At 68.8% G+C, this 15,090-nt stretch carries 16 protein-coding genes; 8 read left to right on the top strand and 8 right to left on the bottom strand.

Translation table 11 applies throughout. The annotated features are described in order from the left end of the window. Positions 1 to 32 precede the first annotated feature (32 nt). A complete protein-coding gene (locus tag LOZ83_RS01360) occupies positions 33 to 533 on the top strand; it encodes a hypothetical protein (protein WP_236788010.1) in 501 nt (166 codons plus the stop codon). Here LOZ83_RS01360 and LOZ83_RS01355 read toward each other — a convergent pair. From LOZ83_RS01355 to LOZ83_RS01320, 8 genes are all read right to left on the bottom strand, one after another. Beyond that, positions 486 to 1,649 carry a protein-L-isoaspartate O-methyltransferase gene (locus LOZ83_RS01355; protein ID WP_236788008.1) on the bottom strand — a complete coding sequence of 388 codons (1,164 nt, stop codon included), beginning with the start codon at positions 1,647 to 1,649 and terminating at the stop codon, positions 486 to 488. The genes LOZ83_RS01360 and LOZ83_RS01355 overlap by 48 nt on opposite strands. A 20-nt stretch (positions 1,650 to 1,669) precedes the next feature. Further along, positions 1,670 to 2,089 (bottom strand): lasso peptide biosynthesis B2 protein, encoded by a 420-nt coding sequence (locus LOZ83_RS01350; protein ID WP_236788006.1) that lies wholly within the window; start codon positions 2,087 to 2,089, stop codon positions 1,670 to 1,672. After that, positions 2,086 to 2,370, bottom strand: coding sequence for a PqqD family protein (locus LOZ83_RS01345; protein WP_236788004.1), 285 nt, complete (start codon positions 2,368 to 2,370; stop codon positions 2,086 to 2,088). The genes LOZ83_RS01350 and LOZ83_RS01345 overlap by 4 nt, the downstream gene beginning before the upstream one ends. Further along, positions 2,361 to 4,208, bottom strand: a complete 1,848-nt coding sequence (locus LOZ83_RS01340) for an asparagine synthase-related protein (protein ID WP_236788002.1) — start codon at positions 4,206 to 4,208, stop codon at positions 2,361 to 2,363. Before LOZ83_RS01340 ends, LOZ83_RS01345 begins: the two co-directional genes overlap by 10 nt. Continuing rightward, positions 4,205 to 4,348, bottom strand: a complete 144-nt coding sequence (locus LOZ83_RS01335; protein ID WP_236788000.1) for a lasso RiPP family leader peptide-containing protein — start codon at positions 4,346 to 4,348, stop codon at positions 4,205 to 4,207. The genes LOZ83_RS01340 and LOZ83_RS01335 overlap by 4 nt, the downstream gene beginning before the upstream one ends. A 192-nt stretch (positions 4,349 to 4,540) precedes the next feature. Next, positions 4,541 to 7,069, bottom strand: a complete 2,529-nt coding sequence (locus tag LOZ83_RS01330; protein ID WP_236787998.1) for a hypothetical protein — start codon at positions 7,067 to 7,069, stop codon at positions 4,541 to 4,543. Further along, on the bottom strand, positions 7,062 to 7,415 hold the full coding sequence (locus tag LOZ83_RS01325; protein ID WP_236787996.1) for a helix-turn-helix transcriptional regulator: 354 nt from the start codon (positions 7,413 to 7,415) through the stop codon (positions 7,062 to 7,064). The genes LOZ83_RS01330 and LOZ83_RS01325 overlap by 8 nt, the downstream gene beginning before the upstream one ends. Continuing rightward, positions 7,412 to 8,530, bottom strand: a complete 1,119-nt coding sequence (locus tag LOZ83_RS01320) for a tyrosine-type recombinase/integrase (RefSeq protein WP_236787994.1) — start codon at positions 8,528 to 8,530, stop codon at positions 7,412 to 7,414. Before LOZ83_RS01320 ends, LOZ83_RS01325 begins: the two co-directional genes overlap by 4 nt. A gap of 638 nt (positions 8,531 to 9,168) precedes the next feature. On the opposite strand from LOZ83_RS01320, the gene LOZ83_RS01315 reads away from it, so the two are divergent. From LOZ83_RS01315 to LOZ83_RS01290, 7 genes are all read left to right on the top strand, one after another. Next, positions 9,169 to 10,353, top strand: a complete 1,185-nt coding sequence (locus tag LOZ83_RS01315) for a nucleoside 2-deoxyribosyltransferase domain-containing protein (protein ID WP_236787992.1) — start codon at positions 9,169 to 9,171, stop codon at positions 10,351 to 10,353. Between the two features lie 693 nt (positions 10,354 to 11,046). Then, on the top strand, positions 11,047 to 11,643 hold the full coding sequence (locus LOZ83_RS01310; protein ID WP_236787991.1) for a hypothetical protein: 597 nt from the start codon (positions 11,047 to 11,049) through the stop codon (positions 11,641 to 11,643). Positions 11,644 to 11,853: 210 nt separating this feature from the next. Beyond that, positions 11,854 to 12,042 carry a hypothetical protein gene (locus tag LOZ83_RS01305; protein ID WP_236787989.1) on the top strand — a complete coding sequence of 63 codons (189 nt, stop codon included), beginning with the start codon at positions 11,854 to 11,856 and terminating at the stop codon, positions 12,040 to 12,042. Then, positions 11,996 to 12,826, top strand: a complete 831-nt coding sequence (locus LOZ83_RS40690; protein WP_374202604.1) for a glycosyltransferase — start codon at positions 11,996 to 11,998, stop codon at positions 12,824 to 12,826. The genes LOZ83_RS01305 and LOZ83_RS40690 overlap by 47 nt, the downstream gene beginning before the upstream one ends. A gap of 52 nt (positions 12,827 to 12,878) precedes the next feature. Continuing rightward, on the top strand, positions 12,879 to 13,031 hold the full coding sequence (locus tag LOZ83_RS01300) for a peptidase (RefSeq protein ID WP_236787987.1): 153 nt from the start codon (positions 12,879 to 12,881) through the stop codon (positions 13,029 to 13,031). 538 nt (positions 13,032 to 13,569) lie between these two features. Then, complete coding sequence (locus LOZ83_RS01295) at positions 13,570 to 13,755, top strand: hypothetical protein (RefSeq protein ID WP_236787985.1); 186 nt, start codon at positions 13,570 to 13,572, stop codon at positions 13,753 to 13,755. A 110-nt stretch (positions 13,756 to 13,865) separates the two neighbouring features. Further along, on the top strand, positions 13,866 to 14,411 hold the full coding sequence (locus LOZ83_RS01290; protein WP_236787983.1) for a hypothetical protein: 546 nt from the start codon (positions 13,866 to 13,868) through the stop codon (positions 14,409 to 14,411). Positions 14,412 to 15,090: the final 679 nt, after the last annotated feature.

The raw sequence follows: 15,090 nt of genomic DNA, 5'->3' as shown, positions 1-15,090 counted from the left end.
AATCGCCACTTCCGAACACCACAAAATCCAAGATGCGCCCGCATCTGTGCCCGGTGGTAGTCGATCTTTCGGCCCGACTATTCGTAGAGCCCAGGCTCCTCTGGGAGAAGAAGGACCTCCCCGGCGGCCTGGCGCCGAGCTTCATCACGCACTCGGCGGGGTTCCTGCTCAACGTGGGCTGGCCGGTCATCATCGAAGGCATCCTCAGCGCCACCTTCTACGGCTCCGCGTTACGGGGACTGATCGCCGCGCACCGCGGGCGGACGCTCGTGTACTTCCTGCAGGTCGAGCTAGCCGAGACGTTCGCCCGCCACGCGAGCCGGCCCGAAGCCGCCGAGTTCTCCACCGCCGACGTGACCTCCTGGTTCGAGCCCGACGACTGGCTCGACGTCCCCGGCGAGATCGTGATCCCGCAGACCTCCACCCTGCCCACCACCGTCAACCGGATCTACCAGGACGCTCAGATCGATCGCCTGACCACGTCGTCATCGGCTCCCATCGATGATGTGCGACCAGCGGCCGGGGGTCAGTAGCGGCGCAGGTAGCCCGGGCCGTTCAGCGAGCGCGGTGTTCCAGTGTTCGAGTTCGGGGCGTCCGTTGTCGAGCCAGCTGGCGGTCAGCTCGCGCAGGCGCGCTTGGAGCCCGCCGGTGTGTTCGGAGTCGCCGGCCACAACGAGGTCGCCGGTGTGCTGTATCCACGCGGCGGCACCGTCTTCGACGAGGGCGGTCATCCCGCTGGCCGGGTCGAACGCTGGGTCGTCGACGAAGGCACGGGTGGTCCGGTCGTCCTGGGCGGCGAGGAAGCAGGTCAGGTCGTTGTAGCGGTCGGCGCCGACGACCGGGGCGGCACCGGGGAGGCGCTGCACGGGTGCGGCGGTGATGTCGTGTTCCGGGTTGTGTCCAAACAGGACGTCAGGCCGGAGGTTTCCCGCGGCGGGCATGAAGTCCGCCCACAACGAGATCACCCCGGTCGCGGAGCCGTCGCCCGCGTGGATCGCGAGGATGGGGTGCACACCCGCGTGCGCGATCGGCGCCAGGACGAGGCCCCGGGGTGCGAGATGGTCCAGCCAGCGCGGTGGGATACCGGCGACGCCGCAGGTGACGATGACCCGGTCCCACGTCTTGCCGTCCGGGTCGCCGAGGTAGCCGTCGCCGTGCACGACCCGTACCTTCTCGGCCAGGCCGAGTGCGGTCATCGCGGCCGCGGCCGCGGCGGCGGTGGCGCGTCCGGCTTCGATGGTAGTGACCGGGGCGCCGGTGATCTGGTGGATGAGGGCGGCGTTGTAGCCGGTGCCCGCTCCGATCTCCAGCACCCGCATCCCCGGCCGCAGGTCGAGAGCTTCCAGCATCCTGGCCATGACGCTCGGGCCGGATGAGGAGGACATCGGGTCGCCGTCGTGGCCGTCGTGGGTGACCAGGGAGTTGTTCGCGTAGATGATGTCGAGCAGCTCGGCGGCGGGTTGCTCCCCGGGTGCGAGGGCGAACCGGTCGGCGCGGAAGTGGAAGGTGCGCAGGAACCGGTGCCGCGGCACGCTGGCGAACGCCTTGTGGACGGCGTCGCTGCGGATCGCCCCACGAGCACGCAGGTCGTCGGCGTAGCGCGCCAGCCGGGCGTCGAGGTCAGGGGTGGCGGTGGTGCCGCTGGTCATGTTGACGATCCTTCCAGGGCTCAGGCGGTGATGATCGGGCTGTAGAGCAAACGGGGGTCGAACGGCTCGCCGACCGGCGTGTCGGCGGCCTCCACCCAGGCGTGCGACGCAGGCGGTGGCGACGCGGTCCCGACCTGCCAGAGCACCGACCGTCCGGTGAGGCGGCAGGCCACGACGATCGCCACCGAGCGCAGCAGGCAGCCGTGATCGCTCGCGCAGCGCAGCGACACCGTGGTGACGCACGCCCGCGCCCGTACGGCGGCCTCGAGCCCGGCCGGGCTGGCGCCGACGCGCAGAATGCGCAGGACCGCGCGAATCCGGGTTGGACGGCCGCGGGTAGCGGCGAGGATCAGCCGGGCCGCACCGACGGCGAGCAGACCGCGAGCGCGCTCGCCCGGAGCGAGCGGGACCGGGGCTTCCAGCACGGTTGGGGTGCTCACGTCCACCTCACCAGCTTGCGGTCCAGCAGCTGCGCCAGCAGCCGCACGGCGTCGGCGCGGGCGGTGTCCTCGGTGATCTCGAACCGCTGGTGGGCGGCCGTGGCCGCGGCGTCCAGCCCGCCGGCGAGCAGGGCGTCCAGCATGACCGCGGCGGTGGTGTTGAGGTGCAGCAGCGTTCCGCGCCGATCGACCAGCATCGTCCCGTCCCCGACCGGGGTGGCTGCGACACCACGGGCCAGCACCAGGGCCGACCGTGCCGGGTTGCGGCGGATCAGGCGCATGCACGTCCCGCTTTCGGCAGCGCGGGCGTCAGATCCCGGAGCCAGGTTTCCAGTGCGATCAGGTCGGTCACGAACGCGGGCGGCAGCCCGGTGGGGCCGAACCTCGCGAGCTCGCGGCGGAGCACCTGCTCGTCGACCAGGCCCAGTCGCGCCACGCGAGACTCGGCGAGCAGGCCCTGCATCTGGTCGTGATTCGCCGCCCAGCCCCGGTAGATATCGTGGTTGTAGAACCCTTTTGTTCTGCGTGACAACAGAATGCCGGGGGCGACGGACCGCAATGCCTGTCGTAGCAACGGTTTCGGCTGCCACGGATCGGTGCGCTGCTCGGGCCGCACCGCCAGGCACGCGGCCACCACGGCGTGGTCGAAAAACGGCATCGCCGTCGGCACACCCTCGGCGGCCATCGCGTCGCGGTAGAGCGCGGCCCGGTAAGCCGACGCTCGTATCCGCACGACGCCGGCGTGCACGCCGGCGTCCAGGTGCACCGGCAGCGGATTGGCCTGTGTCAGCAGGCCGGCCACCAACTGCTCTGCCTCGGTGCTCGCCCATGCGGGCAGCAGCGGCGCCGCCTCCCAGGCGACCAGCTCGGTGGCAATCGGCGCCTCTCGCCGCAAGGTGACGGCCGTGTGCCGGAGCCAGGCCGGGTAGCTCGGGCGGCGGACGATCGCACTGACCAGCGCCGTGGCCGAGATGCCGCGCAACGCGGCGTGACCACGGATCTGCTGCCACGTCGACCGGCGGCCGCGCGGGAGCCCAGCAAGGAACGCGCCGGGCGCCAGCAGCACCTCGTCGCCGCCCTGCCCGTTGAGATGCACGCCGACATGGTGCTCGGCGAGCACCGAAGCCACGTAGCGTTGTCGGGCCGCGGCCGCGGTGAACGAGCACGGCTCGTCCATCCCCGCCAGCGGCTGATCGAGATCGGCGAAGAACAGAGCGATCTCGGTCGGGCCGAACATTCGATGCTCGGCACCCGGCAGCGCCGCGGCGACGCGGCGGGCCCAGGCGAGATCGTCGTCGACCGGGGAGGAACCCGCAGTGGTCACCAGCAGCGGATCCGCCGAGCCCGCCAGACAGGCCAGCGCCGTGGAATCTAGACCACCCGACAGCTGCACGCTCACCCGCCCCGCCGCTGCGGCGACCCGGTTCCCGACTGCGTTGCGCAACGCCGTTCGTAGATTGTCCGCGCCCTGGGCAAGGGACAGTTCTGGGCACGGTGGCCGCCACCACGGTCGCGTCCGTGCGCGCCGGCCGTCGACCTCGACGGCATGCCCGGCTGGGACCGGCTCGACGCCGAGGAACGGTGAGCGAGAATCCCGGATAGCGTGGGGAATCTCCGGGCTGGTGAGCTTCGCCGCGAGCCATGCTCGATCGACCGGAGCGTCGACCAGCCGACGGAGGACGTCGGCGTGACTGGCCACGACCGGGACACCCTTGTAGTGGGCCGTGAACAACCGGCGAAACCCCACCGCGTCCGCCATTGCCCTAACCTGGCCGGGCTCGGCGAGCATCACGTGCGCGTCGCCGGCGCACGCCATCAGCGAGGAAAGGTCACCGCTGGCTGCGGCGATCCGGAGGGACGACAGCTGTGCCGGCCCCAACGGCGATGGTCCGAGGATTGCCAGCGTGACCGGGCCGGCGGCAAGTACTTGCGGCGGCGGAGCATCCGGGTGCGACATGATCCACGCGCGTCCGGACGGATGCCGGGCCGCGACCGTGCCGACGCTCCGCAGGACGGTCGCCGTCGGCACGGCGTCCTCGACATCGGGCAGTGCGCACCACCAGCCAGGACCACCGAGCCGACGATGTTCCCTCGTTGCATCCCCGCGGGCGGCGGTCATCCGGGGAAGTAGCCCCCAGCATCGCCATCGTCGGAGCGGTTCCTCGAGTACTGGCCCTGGGTTACCTCGGCGAAGTCGCCCACCTCGGTGATCAGCGGCGGCTCGTACAAACTGGACTTCGGTGCTTGCTCTTCGTCCATCGGGGTCCTCCTGCCCATCAATCCGGAATCCGGTTGACCAGGCAACCGAAACCCAACGAGGTCACGGTGCGTGCCGAACCGGTTTCTCCACTGTGAACGTACCGGCGAGCACCGACGTTTTCGGCGAACCGCCCCGAAGATCGCTCGGACGGACTCAGCCCGGGCGGTTCCCACACCCGGTCAACTGGGTGATCAGGAGGTCTTGCGGGCGATGTCGGCGGCGTAGGCGGCGCGATAGGCTCCCGCTTCCTGGACCCAGTCGGCTGCCGTGGGGTCGCTGAGACCGAGCAGGTGGCTCAATACCGCTGCCGGTAGCTGGGCGGCGAGGTCCATCATCGCGGCGTTGCGTGCGGGACGGGTCAGGATGCCCAGCGGCCGGAGGCGGAGCAGGAGGGCACCTTCGGTCAGGGGTTGCCTGGGGGCGCCTCCGGGAATCAACCATCGGTTCTCGCCGGTGTGTCCGAGCAGGGCATGGCCTCGACGGCGGTGAAGAAGCTGCCGAGCGAGGTCGTCGAGCGGCGGCGGCAGGTCGAGTGGCTTGCGGCCGATCAGGATCTGGGTCTTGCCCTTCGTTGTGATGATGATCTGGTCGGTGGTCAGCCGGACGATGCGGCTGGCGGGCTGAGCGAACAGCAGCACGAGCAGGCCGCTGAACCGGATGACAGGATCGAGCTGGTCGTCATGTAGCAGCCGCCGCAGCAGCGCCCAGCGCTCGTCCTCGGGGATCGCCTTCACGCCCGCACTCTGATGGTCGACGGTGGAGATCTCGAGCTTCCGGGTGTGGCCGCGGCGCGTGGCCCAGTCGACGAACTTCTTGCAGAGGTAGCGGTTTCCTGCCCCGGAGGCCAGGTAGCGGTCGAGGTCGGCCTGGGTGCAGGTGCCGAGTGCGCGGTCCTGCTTCCGGAGCCAGATCACCAGGTGGATAGTGGCCCGCAGCTGCTTGCGAACGTAGAAATGCTCGCTGTAGCTCAGGTGCCGGCGGCGGGACCGGCTGCGAAGCTTGTTCAGGTGGTGCCAACGGGCGAACGACGCGACCACGCGGCGCTCGGCGTCATCGTGGATGCGGGCCAGCTCACCGGGCAACCACCACTCCAGGACGGCGAGGTACTCGTCGCGGGGTTCGAGCACCTTGGCGTTGACGAGCACCGCTCGGAGGTACTGGACGGATCTGCTGGGCAGGTGCTCGTCGAGCGCGTCGTGCGACGGCGGCTCCCCGGCGTGCAGCAAGGCTTGCAGGACGGCTGCTGCGGAGGAGCGGTCCAGCCAGGCCATCAGCCGCTCCGGGTCGGTGTTTGCCAGCGCCTGGACGACCGGGGCGACGGCGCTCGGGATCGAGCCGTCTTCCTGGCTGGCCCACTGGTGCAGCCGGTCGCGCGCGGCACAGCGCACGCAGAGACCGTGGTGATGAAGCTGCTCGACGACTCCGCACGAGGTGCAGGTCCGCTTCGAGGCGGGGTGCTGGCGGTAGCAGCGCTGGCAGAACGAGCCCTCCGGCAGGCGGGCGGCGATGATCTTGACCTCGGAACAGCCTTGGCATGAACGCGGAATCCGGCCGCAGGTGTAGCAGATCGGTTCGCCGTCGGCGGTGCGCGTGCACACGATCTTCGACTGGCCGCAACTGGAGCAGGGTCTGGTGCGCAGCCGCCGGGTGCAGGGATTGCAGCGAGCGGACGCGGTGTCGGCGAAGTAGCACGGCCTGGTCTGGCCGCAGATCGAGCAGGTTGCCGTGGCGCCCGGCCAGCATTTCCGGCAAAGCCGCTCGTCGCCCTCGCGATGCTTGATCAGGGTCACCATGTCGCAGCCGGTGCAGCGCTCGTGGTTGACCGGGTCGCTGCGGTTGCACCATTCGCACAGCGGCTCCCCGGCGGGCGTGCGTGCCGCGGAAAGCCGGCGCTTGCCGCACCGCGAGCACGGCTCTTGCCGGTCCTGGTTGAAACACCGTCGACAGCACCGGCGTCCCTCGAGCGTGTGGCGCAGCCGCTGTCCGGCCTGACCGCAGAGCACACAGGCGGGAGCCGCGACCCCGCGGGCGCCGGCGGCGATGAGCGCGTCGGCCAGGGCCACCAAACGCAGCGATCCCTTCGCGGCGTTCATGCTCAGCAGCGCCGGGTTCGCATCGAGCTCCCAGCAAACGACCCGCCGCTGATATCCAAGCGGCAAGGCACCGTCGATGACCCGGGCCAGGACCTGCTCGTCCAGGCCGGTCTCCAGCTTCGCCAAGTGTTCGAGCAAGAAGGGCCGGTGCTCAGTACGGGCCTGAACCTGCGCGCACCGAGCGCAAATCAGCTCGCCGGACCGGACACGGACCGCGCCGGGCCGCTCGCGGCCGCAGCCGTGGCAGGTGACCAGCGGCTGAGTGCGCCGCGCGGCGCACGAACCGCAGCAACGGCGCCCGTCCGGGGTCGTGCAGATCAGCTGCTTGATCACGCCGCAGACAGCGCACGCTGGCCGCACCGCGCGCTCCGCGCCCTCCTGTTGCAGGGCACGGACCAGCCACTCGATCCGGCGGGGGCCTTCGGGGCTGCCGGACGTGAGCAGGTCTGGCGCCTCATGCAGCGCCTGGGCAAGGAGCCGCTGCTCCGGTCGCCGTCCCGCGACGTCGGTGACGACGCGCACGACCAGGTCGCGATCGAGGTCGGGCTCGATCGCCGTGACAGCTTCGGTAATGACGGTCAGTGGGTCGGTCAGGAAGCGGGACGGCCGGTCGCCGGCGTCATTCATCGCGGTCGGTGACAACCCGGGCCCGTTTCGGGCGCAGGTCGCCGACGCCGCGCAAGTCGGCCTCAGGGCTGGCGGATTCGCCCGCGACCTTGCGGCGACGCTGCGCCCCACGGGCGGCGACCGGCTCGACTAGCTCCTCCATCCGGCAACCGAGGATGTCCAGCAGGGCCATCAACACCTTCAGGCTCAACCGTTCCGGCCGCTCGACCACCAGCCGGTAGACCTGACTCGCAGACAGATCGATCCCGCGTTCGGCCAGCAGCGGCCGCAGGTCGGTAGTGGAGAACATGCCCCGGGTGGCCATGACCTCCCGAAGGTGCCATCGGTAATCCAGCTTCGCGGTCATGTGGCCAACTCCTCCTCGGTCGTCAACGCCTTGTCCAGGGCCTTGCGCATCATCTTGTTCATGAAATCGCCGTCGACCGCGGTGTAGATCGCGGTCGTGCTGGCGAACCGGTGACCGGCCTGCTCCTGCACGAACTTCGCGTCGACCCCATCCTCGATCAGGTGCGTGATGTACGAATGCCGCAGACAGTGCGGCGTCAGGTCGCTCGGCAGGCCCAGCTCATCGCGGTACTCGGCGAAACGGCTCTCGATCTCCCGCGGGCGCAACCGGTTTCCCCGCTCGGTGACCCACAGTGCCGCGACCTCCGGAAAGCCCAGTCGCGGCCGTACGTTGACCACGTAGTCCTCCACCGCCTCCACCGCCCACGGCATCAGGGAAGCCACGGTGCGGCGCTTCGGCGGGGATCCTCGGCTTGCCTTGCCCCAGCGCACATGCAGCTTCCCGAACCGGCCCAGCTCCGGCGCCTCGGGGCTGCGATAGAAGTCGACGAGATCCAGTTTGGACGTTTCCTGGCAGCGCAGGCCCCACCCGTAGATCGCCTTGAACACGGTCGCGTCGCGGTAGGCAGCCAGCGCGCCCTTGCGGCGCAGCCGAACCGCGTTCTCCACCTGATCGTCGGCATAATCGAACAGGAGCGGGATTTCCTTGCGCGTCATCGGCCGACGTGCCGGATCGCCCTCGTAGTCGACCAGGTGTGCCACGGTGTTCCACTCGTGGCACACCTGCACCGGATGGGTGCCGAACCTCGCCTCGCACTCCTTGGCCCAGTGGTAATGCGGGGAGGTGATGTAGTCGCAAAAGGACTGAACGGCGAGCTGATAGGCGCGCAACGTCGACCTCGCCAGGCCACGCTCACTGATCAACGTGGTCATCCACTCGTCGAAATGGCTCGCCGTCCAGCACCACGGGTACTCCGCGGAGAAGACGAAGAAGCGCTCGACGTCGCGCCGGTACGCCTTGACCGTCCTGTCCCGCAACCGGCGGCCACCGCGCAGCTGCATCCCCCACCCGTCCAACATCGCGCTGTAGACGACATCCTCCGGATGAAGCAGCCGCACGCCCTGCTGAAGCACCAGCCGGGCGGACCCCGGCGGCTCAGGTGGCGCGTCGACCATGATCACCCCTTCATTCGGCGCGTGAATCATGCAACAGATGCACGCAATACGCCAAACGAGCAGGTCAGAACGCCTGCTGTAGGGTCGCTACTACGACCGGGATCACACCTGCTCGCGGGATCCGATCTCCGCGCAGCCTTGCATCTAATGCAATTCCACGGGGACCGAGGTCTTCCACGAAGTCACCGAGGTCGACCCCGGCCGCACCATGACCCTGATGATCTGCGGCCCCGGCATGGCCGGATGGGGCTCCACCGACCCCAACGACGGGACGCACACCGCGGCGACCATGCCGCCGCGGTTCCTCGAACTCCAACGCGACCTCGACCCGCACCGATACTCACCGGGGTTGCACGCCCGCGGCTGCCGCGCGATCAACCGACGAGGTCGCCGCGGGTCCCCAACTCGAAGAGACCGAAGATCCGGTAGTACGGGTCCGGAAGGTGCCCCCGGTCGGTAGCCGCGGAGGGCGGGGTCGGCGAGAAGCTTCTTCCGCGCCCGCGCGCTGTGCACGGCGACATGGTCCGGGGCGAGGTTGTCGTGCAGCGCGATGTTGCACCTATGCGACCCGTCCGATGAACTACATCATCACTACCGCCCACCCCGGCAAAAGCACCAACATCAGGAGGTAGAAACCCTTGCCCAGCAACGTCATTCTCGTTCACGCCGGCGAAGAACCACCGGAAGGCTATGAAGCCAGCATCTTCCTCTGCGGCCCCACGCCGCGCACCGAGGACGTGGACGGCTGGCGTCCCAAGGCCATCGCCGAAATCACCAGCCAATGGCGCGTGGAGGGCGATCTGGTCGTGTTCGTTCCCGAACCGCGAAACGGCGAACGCTGGCCCGACTACGACGACAACCGAACCTGGGAACTGCGCTGGGGCGACCGCGCCGACGTCGTGCTGTTCTGGATTCCGCGAGGCCCCGGCCTGCCCGGCCACACCACCAACGACGAATTTGGGCGCTGGAAGGACTCCGGTCGCGTCGTGCTCGGCACCCCGCCCGATGCCGAGCACGTGAACTACCAGCGCGACTACGCCACCGAAGCCGGCATCCCGCTCGCCGACGACCTCGCCAATACGGTCGCACTGGCACTCGACCACATCGGCGTCGGCGCCCGCCGCGCCGACGGCCACCGCCACGTCCCATTGCTGCTCTGGCGCACCGGCTCCTTCCAGAACTGGCTGACCGCCCAGGAACGCGCCGGCAACAAACTTCGGTCCGGCCGACTGGAATGGACCTTCCGCGTTGGACCCCAGCGACGCATCGTGCTGTTCTGGGCGTTCCACGCCGTCGTCTGGGTCGCCGCCGAACAGCGCGAGAAGGCCAACGAGGTGGTGCTGTCCCGACCCGACATCTCCACGGTCGTCGCCTACCACCGCGCACCCGAGCTCGCCGACACCGAGGTCGTCATCGTCCGCGAGTTTCGATCACCGGCCACCACCGCCGACGGATTCGTGCGGGAACTGCCGGGCGGCTCAGGATTCAAACCCGCCTCACCGATCGAGCAGGCCGTCGCCGAACTCGCCGAGGAGACCGGTATCAAGGTCACTGCCGACCGCATCCACGTCCACCAAGCCCGCCAGCCAGCCGCCACCTTGTCCGGGCACCAGCAACACGTGTTCGCCATCGAACTCACCCGCGACGAACTGCAACACGCCCGTACCGACGCGAACGCTCACGGCGTCGCCGACGACACCGAACGCACCTACGTCGAAATCCACCGCTACGGCGATCTCCTCGAACGCCCGCTGGTGGACTGGGCGACCCTCGGCGCGATCACCGCCGTGCTGCTCGCGAACCCAGCCGCGACTGTCGCCTGACTCCGCGAACCCGCGCGGGTTCAGCCGATTCGGGCAACCAGAATCGCGGAACCCACGCGCAAACGCGACGGGATGACCGAACTCGTCGGCTGGCATGTTCAGCTGAGCCCGAGGCTGCGCCACTCCGCGAACATTTCCCAGCGTCTCGCTGCGGAAGAGGCAGATCGGGCTCATCGGCGCGGAGCGATCCTGAATTAGGGTGCGGTGCATGGACGAGTCGGAAGAACAAGCACCCGCAACCCGGTTGAAGGCGGACAGCACCGGGACGGCGCCGCGGCGGCTGGCGACGAGTCCACCGCTGGGCGGCAGTACTGGCAGGAGCACGAAATCGTTCGGCGCAACCCCGATGAGGTTCGCCGGGGCGAGGCACCGGCGTACGTCAGGCGCCGCAGGTAGACGTCAAGGGCACGCGGAAGGAGCGGGTGTTGAGCATGTCCGTCGCGCCCGATTGTGACTTGCCGCACACTATCGACGATCCGATGCGAGACACACGGCGGTGCGAGCCTGCCCGTGCCCGATCGCTGCGAGCAGCGACATCTTGGACCCGGACACAGCGTTTGCCCGCATAAACCTCGCGACAGGAAAAAGGCGCAAGGACCAGCCCGTCGCGGGTTTCAGCGACATGCTGGCGGCCCTCAATCCGCAGCGCCCCGACCTCCAACGCACGAACTGACGGTAGCCACGATGACCACGATGACCTACACCGAAATCGCCCACGCGAACGGCGCCTGGAGTGCCCGCGTACTGCTGCCCGCAACCCCGTTCGAAACGGTGTGCGGCCTGCTCAAGGACCTGACCGCGCACACCGGCATGCCGATCACCGCGTTCCAGTTCGGCGGCGACGGCGACCCGGTCGACGAGTTGCTGCTCGTGCGTGACCCGAGTCGCACCCACGGCACTCCCGAGGTCCGAGAGTACGAAACGCTGGCCACGCGGCTCACCGCGGAGACGGGCTGGCCGGTCGCCTCGGCCCATTCGCCGCGCGACGGCATCCTGGTCGGGCTCGGGCTGCGCGAAGGCTTCGAGCCGGGCGCGCCGCAGCACTCGCTGACCGAGGTCGAGCAGCACCTGGCCGAGCGCGGCACCTGCTGGCGCTGCCGCGCCGCGCGGTTGGTGTCGGCCAGGCTGGTCGGCGGGGATGTTCAGTGGTACGACGAGGTCGGCGCGGTGGTAGAGGCGCCAGCCGAGATGACCCCGGTCATCGAGCAGATGGCCGGGACCTTCCGCCAGGATCGCTTCGTGGTCACCAATTTCTCGAACGGATGGACCCGTGCGCTGGCAACCACGTAAGGCGAACACGGCTGCGGACCGGCTCGCCGCAGGGCACGGTCAGCCTGATGGCTCGGTTCATTCGGTGGTTGCCGACCCGACTCGCGGGAACGTCACGTCGTCACCGTGGCCGCGTCCGGGTCCTCGGTATCGACCTGGTGTAGTCCGGCACGAGCATTTGACACGTGGCGGTGATCCCGCACGACGGTGGCGGCAGTTACCCTGTGCGTCATGCGGGAAGTCGGTCCGGTGGAGTGGCTGCTCCTGATGTTTGCGTGCGTCGCCTTCGCCGCGCTCGTCACCGCGCTGTACGCCGTGGCGCGTTTCAAGCTTGACAGGATGCTCTCACGGTCCGAAGACAAAGGCACAACCGGTGATAGATCTGATCAGCGTCATCACACCGGTCGCCGAGCAGGCTGACCCTGATCATCTCCTGGCGGCCTTCGCCTCGTTGCAGGCCCAAACGCTGCCGCCAGGGGTCGAGTGGCAATGGTTGCTCCAGATCGACTGCCTCACCGGCGGACCCGAAATACCGTCTGCAATCCGGGACGATCGACGGGTGTGCCTAGGTCGCAATCGTCGCGGCGGACCTGCCGTGGCACGCACGACTGCGTTGGCCCGCGCCGGCGGATCGGTGGTCCACAACCTCGACGCTGACGATCAGTTGACCCCCAACGCTCTTGCCGATGCCATTCAGGTACTCGCCAGCGAGCCCGCGATCGGGTGGACCACCGGACCAGTTATCGACCTGCTCCCCGACGGCTCGACGAGGGGGTGGAGCCACGATCCACATTCAGGTCGGCTGCCAGCCGGCTCGGTCACCACCAGCTGGGCGGACACCCACGATCTCGCGGTGCATCCCTCGACCTTGGCCGTCAGACGGGATCTATTGGTCGCCCTCGGCGGCTGGATGGCCCTGCCCGTCTCGGAAGACCTCGGACTCCTCGTGGCGCTCGACACCCTGGCAGACGGCTGGTTCCACGCTCGGCCCAGCGTCCTCCGCCGCGCACATGCCGCGCAGATGACCCGCGCCGCCGGACACGACGCGGAAAAACAAGATCGAGAAGGACCGCGAGCTGCTGACCGCGCTCAAGCCCGGCTCCGACGGGCACACCAGACTGCAAGCTCGCATCAACGACGACGTACAGAAACTGCTGGACTACGAGGACGTCCTCAAACGCCGCCGGGACAACCTCGCCGCTGAGGAGGAAGCCGCCCGCCGGGCCCACGCGGCGAAGCCACCCGTCGACGACGGCTTGGTCGCCGGCGGAATCTTCGGCGCGATCGGGCTGATCGTCACCTACCTCACCTTGGGATCTTGGTGGCTCGTGATCGGCATCGTCCTGCTGGTCATGGGTGTGATCAACCTGATCGACGGGGCGCAGAAGACCGCCCGGCGGAACAGGTAGACCCGGTACGGCGGGCGCGGGCCGCACCGGGCACGTCCCCGGCGCCAGTCGGCGCAGGGGACACCCACCGCCCAGGACCTGTCCCTGGGCAAGGCGTGATCTTTCTCGTTCACAGCGGCCTGGGTCCATTTACACCGTCGGAACGCGGGGGTCCTTCCACGAGAACCCGCATTTCCCCTTTCGCCCACGCGAGCCCGCGTACCCCTACCGGGGTCAGGATCTCCGGAACTCCTGCTGCATCCTGGCGGGGACGGTGAAACCGGGTGATCTGCCAGGACCCCGCCGTCCAGTTCCGGCAGCACTGCCAGGCTGGGACCCCGCACTTTGGGCAGGCCACGCCGGCGCACGCGTTCCACGCTCGGCGGAGCGCGGCGTCAACGGTGTCCGGATCAACGCCAGCCGGCTTCGCGGCGAGGGCGAAGTACTCCATCACCAGGCGATGATGGCAGGAGAGCCGCGCGTCGTGGTTCCTGCCGCTTCGGTGACCGCGATCTCGTCGCGCGCGGAGCCAGGGCGACCCTGAATTAGAGTGCGGTTCATGGACGAGCCGGAAGAACAGTCGCCCTCGGCGCCCGTTGAGGCCGAGCAGCGCCAGGACGTCGCTGCGGCGGGCGAAGGGCTCGACTCCGGGCAAAGGTACTGGCAAGAACACGAAATCGTTCGGCGCAGTCCCGAGGAGATCCGCCGGGGCGAGGCACCGGCGTACGTCAGACGCCGCAGGTAGACGCTGCTGAGTGGCATCGGTGCGTGCGACGTCGCCAGGGCCGCGGTGCGGCACGCCGACGTCCTGGCTTCGTTGCTCGAGGGGTACGCCCGCCTGGCATGCTGAAGCGGATGACTGATCAGGATTGCCCGCGCGGGGAATGGGACAGGCGGATCGTGCCCCGGAAGAACCTCGGTGATCCCTCCGAATACCGGCCAATGTGGTGGTGCGTCGACCTGGTTCGCGCCTACGCGCGGGGCTGGCGCGAGGACATCGTGAAGCTGACGACCGAGCCGACCCGCTTGGAACTCGTCGACATGAAGATCATCCTCCCGAGGTTCTTCGACGAAGTCGGCAAGTGGCACCACGAACTCCTCCACGATCCCGAGCGCGAGCCAGCCCTGATCGCGGAAACCGCGCGGCGCGCGAACCTGACGCCCCCCGAGCACCAGAAGGCGTTCACTGCGGCCACCGCCGAGGCCGACACCACCGGGACCGATCTCGCCGACATCAGGCTACCGACGGTCGGCCAGCTGCACTTCCACGCGTCGAACATGGCCGCGGCCGGGATCGTCTACATGGGGATCGCGCGATTCGAGCAGCACCTCAACGAGAAGAACCGTCAGGCCGAGCGCCTGCTCGGCGTGCCGAAGTCGTACGCATTCCCCGAATCCTGAGCCTGGCGACTTGCTCGTTCTCCGGCTGCCGAGTCCCGCCGCGTGACGCCTCGGGGGAATTGCGCACGGTTCGAATAATGGCTCTTCCCCAGTTAGTGCTTCTGGGTTGCTGGTTCGGCAGGGCAGCGTGCTTAACGTCCCCGGCTCGGTGCCGTCGGCGGGCGAACGACGCCACCAAGCGGCGTGCGCCGTCATCGTGGATGCTGGCCAACTCGCCGGGCAGCCATCGCACCAGGACGGCGAGGGCCTCGTCGCGAGGTTCCAGTACGTGGGCGTCGGACACGCACCGCTTTCCGCCGACGTCCCGTGGGTGGCGCAGCTTTGTCGCGGCGACTTTCACAAGAAGGCGTAGGCCAGGCAGTTGGATCTCGACGCCGCAGTCGAGATCGGCAACGTACTGGCCGATCTTTGCGCAGTTCACAAGCGACAGGTTCCGCGGGCTGGACGTGCCGTTCGCCGGCGACGACGCACCCAGCATGGAGCAGCGTCACGACTGCGTGATGCGACCGGCCCGGACACAGCGAGAACCGCGAGGGCCGGGCGGTGAGGAAATCAAAATGCCATCGGTAAACAGGCGCCCGCCTGCTGTGCGGCCGCAGCAGTCACCCAGAACTCGAATGTCCGTCCGTCCGTGCGGACGCTAAACCATCCCCGTTTCGGACGTAGCACGCCGCGCCGG

Origin of the sequence: Amycolatopsis sp. GM8, from assembly GCF_021653975.1 — a bacterium.
GTDB lineage: Bacteria > Actinomycetota > Actinomycetes > Mycobacteriales > Pseudonocardiaceae > Amycolatopsis_E.
Note: the sequence above shows the minus strand (reverse complement) of the source record. Positions and strands in the feature narration are given on the sequence as shown.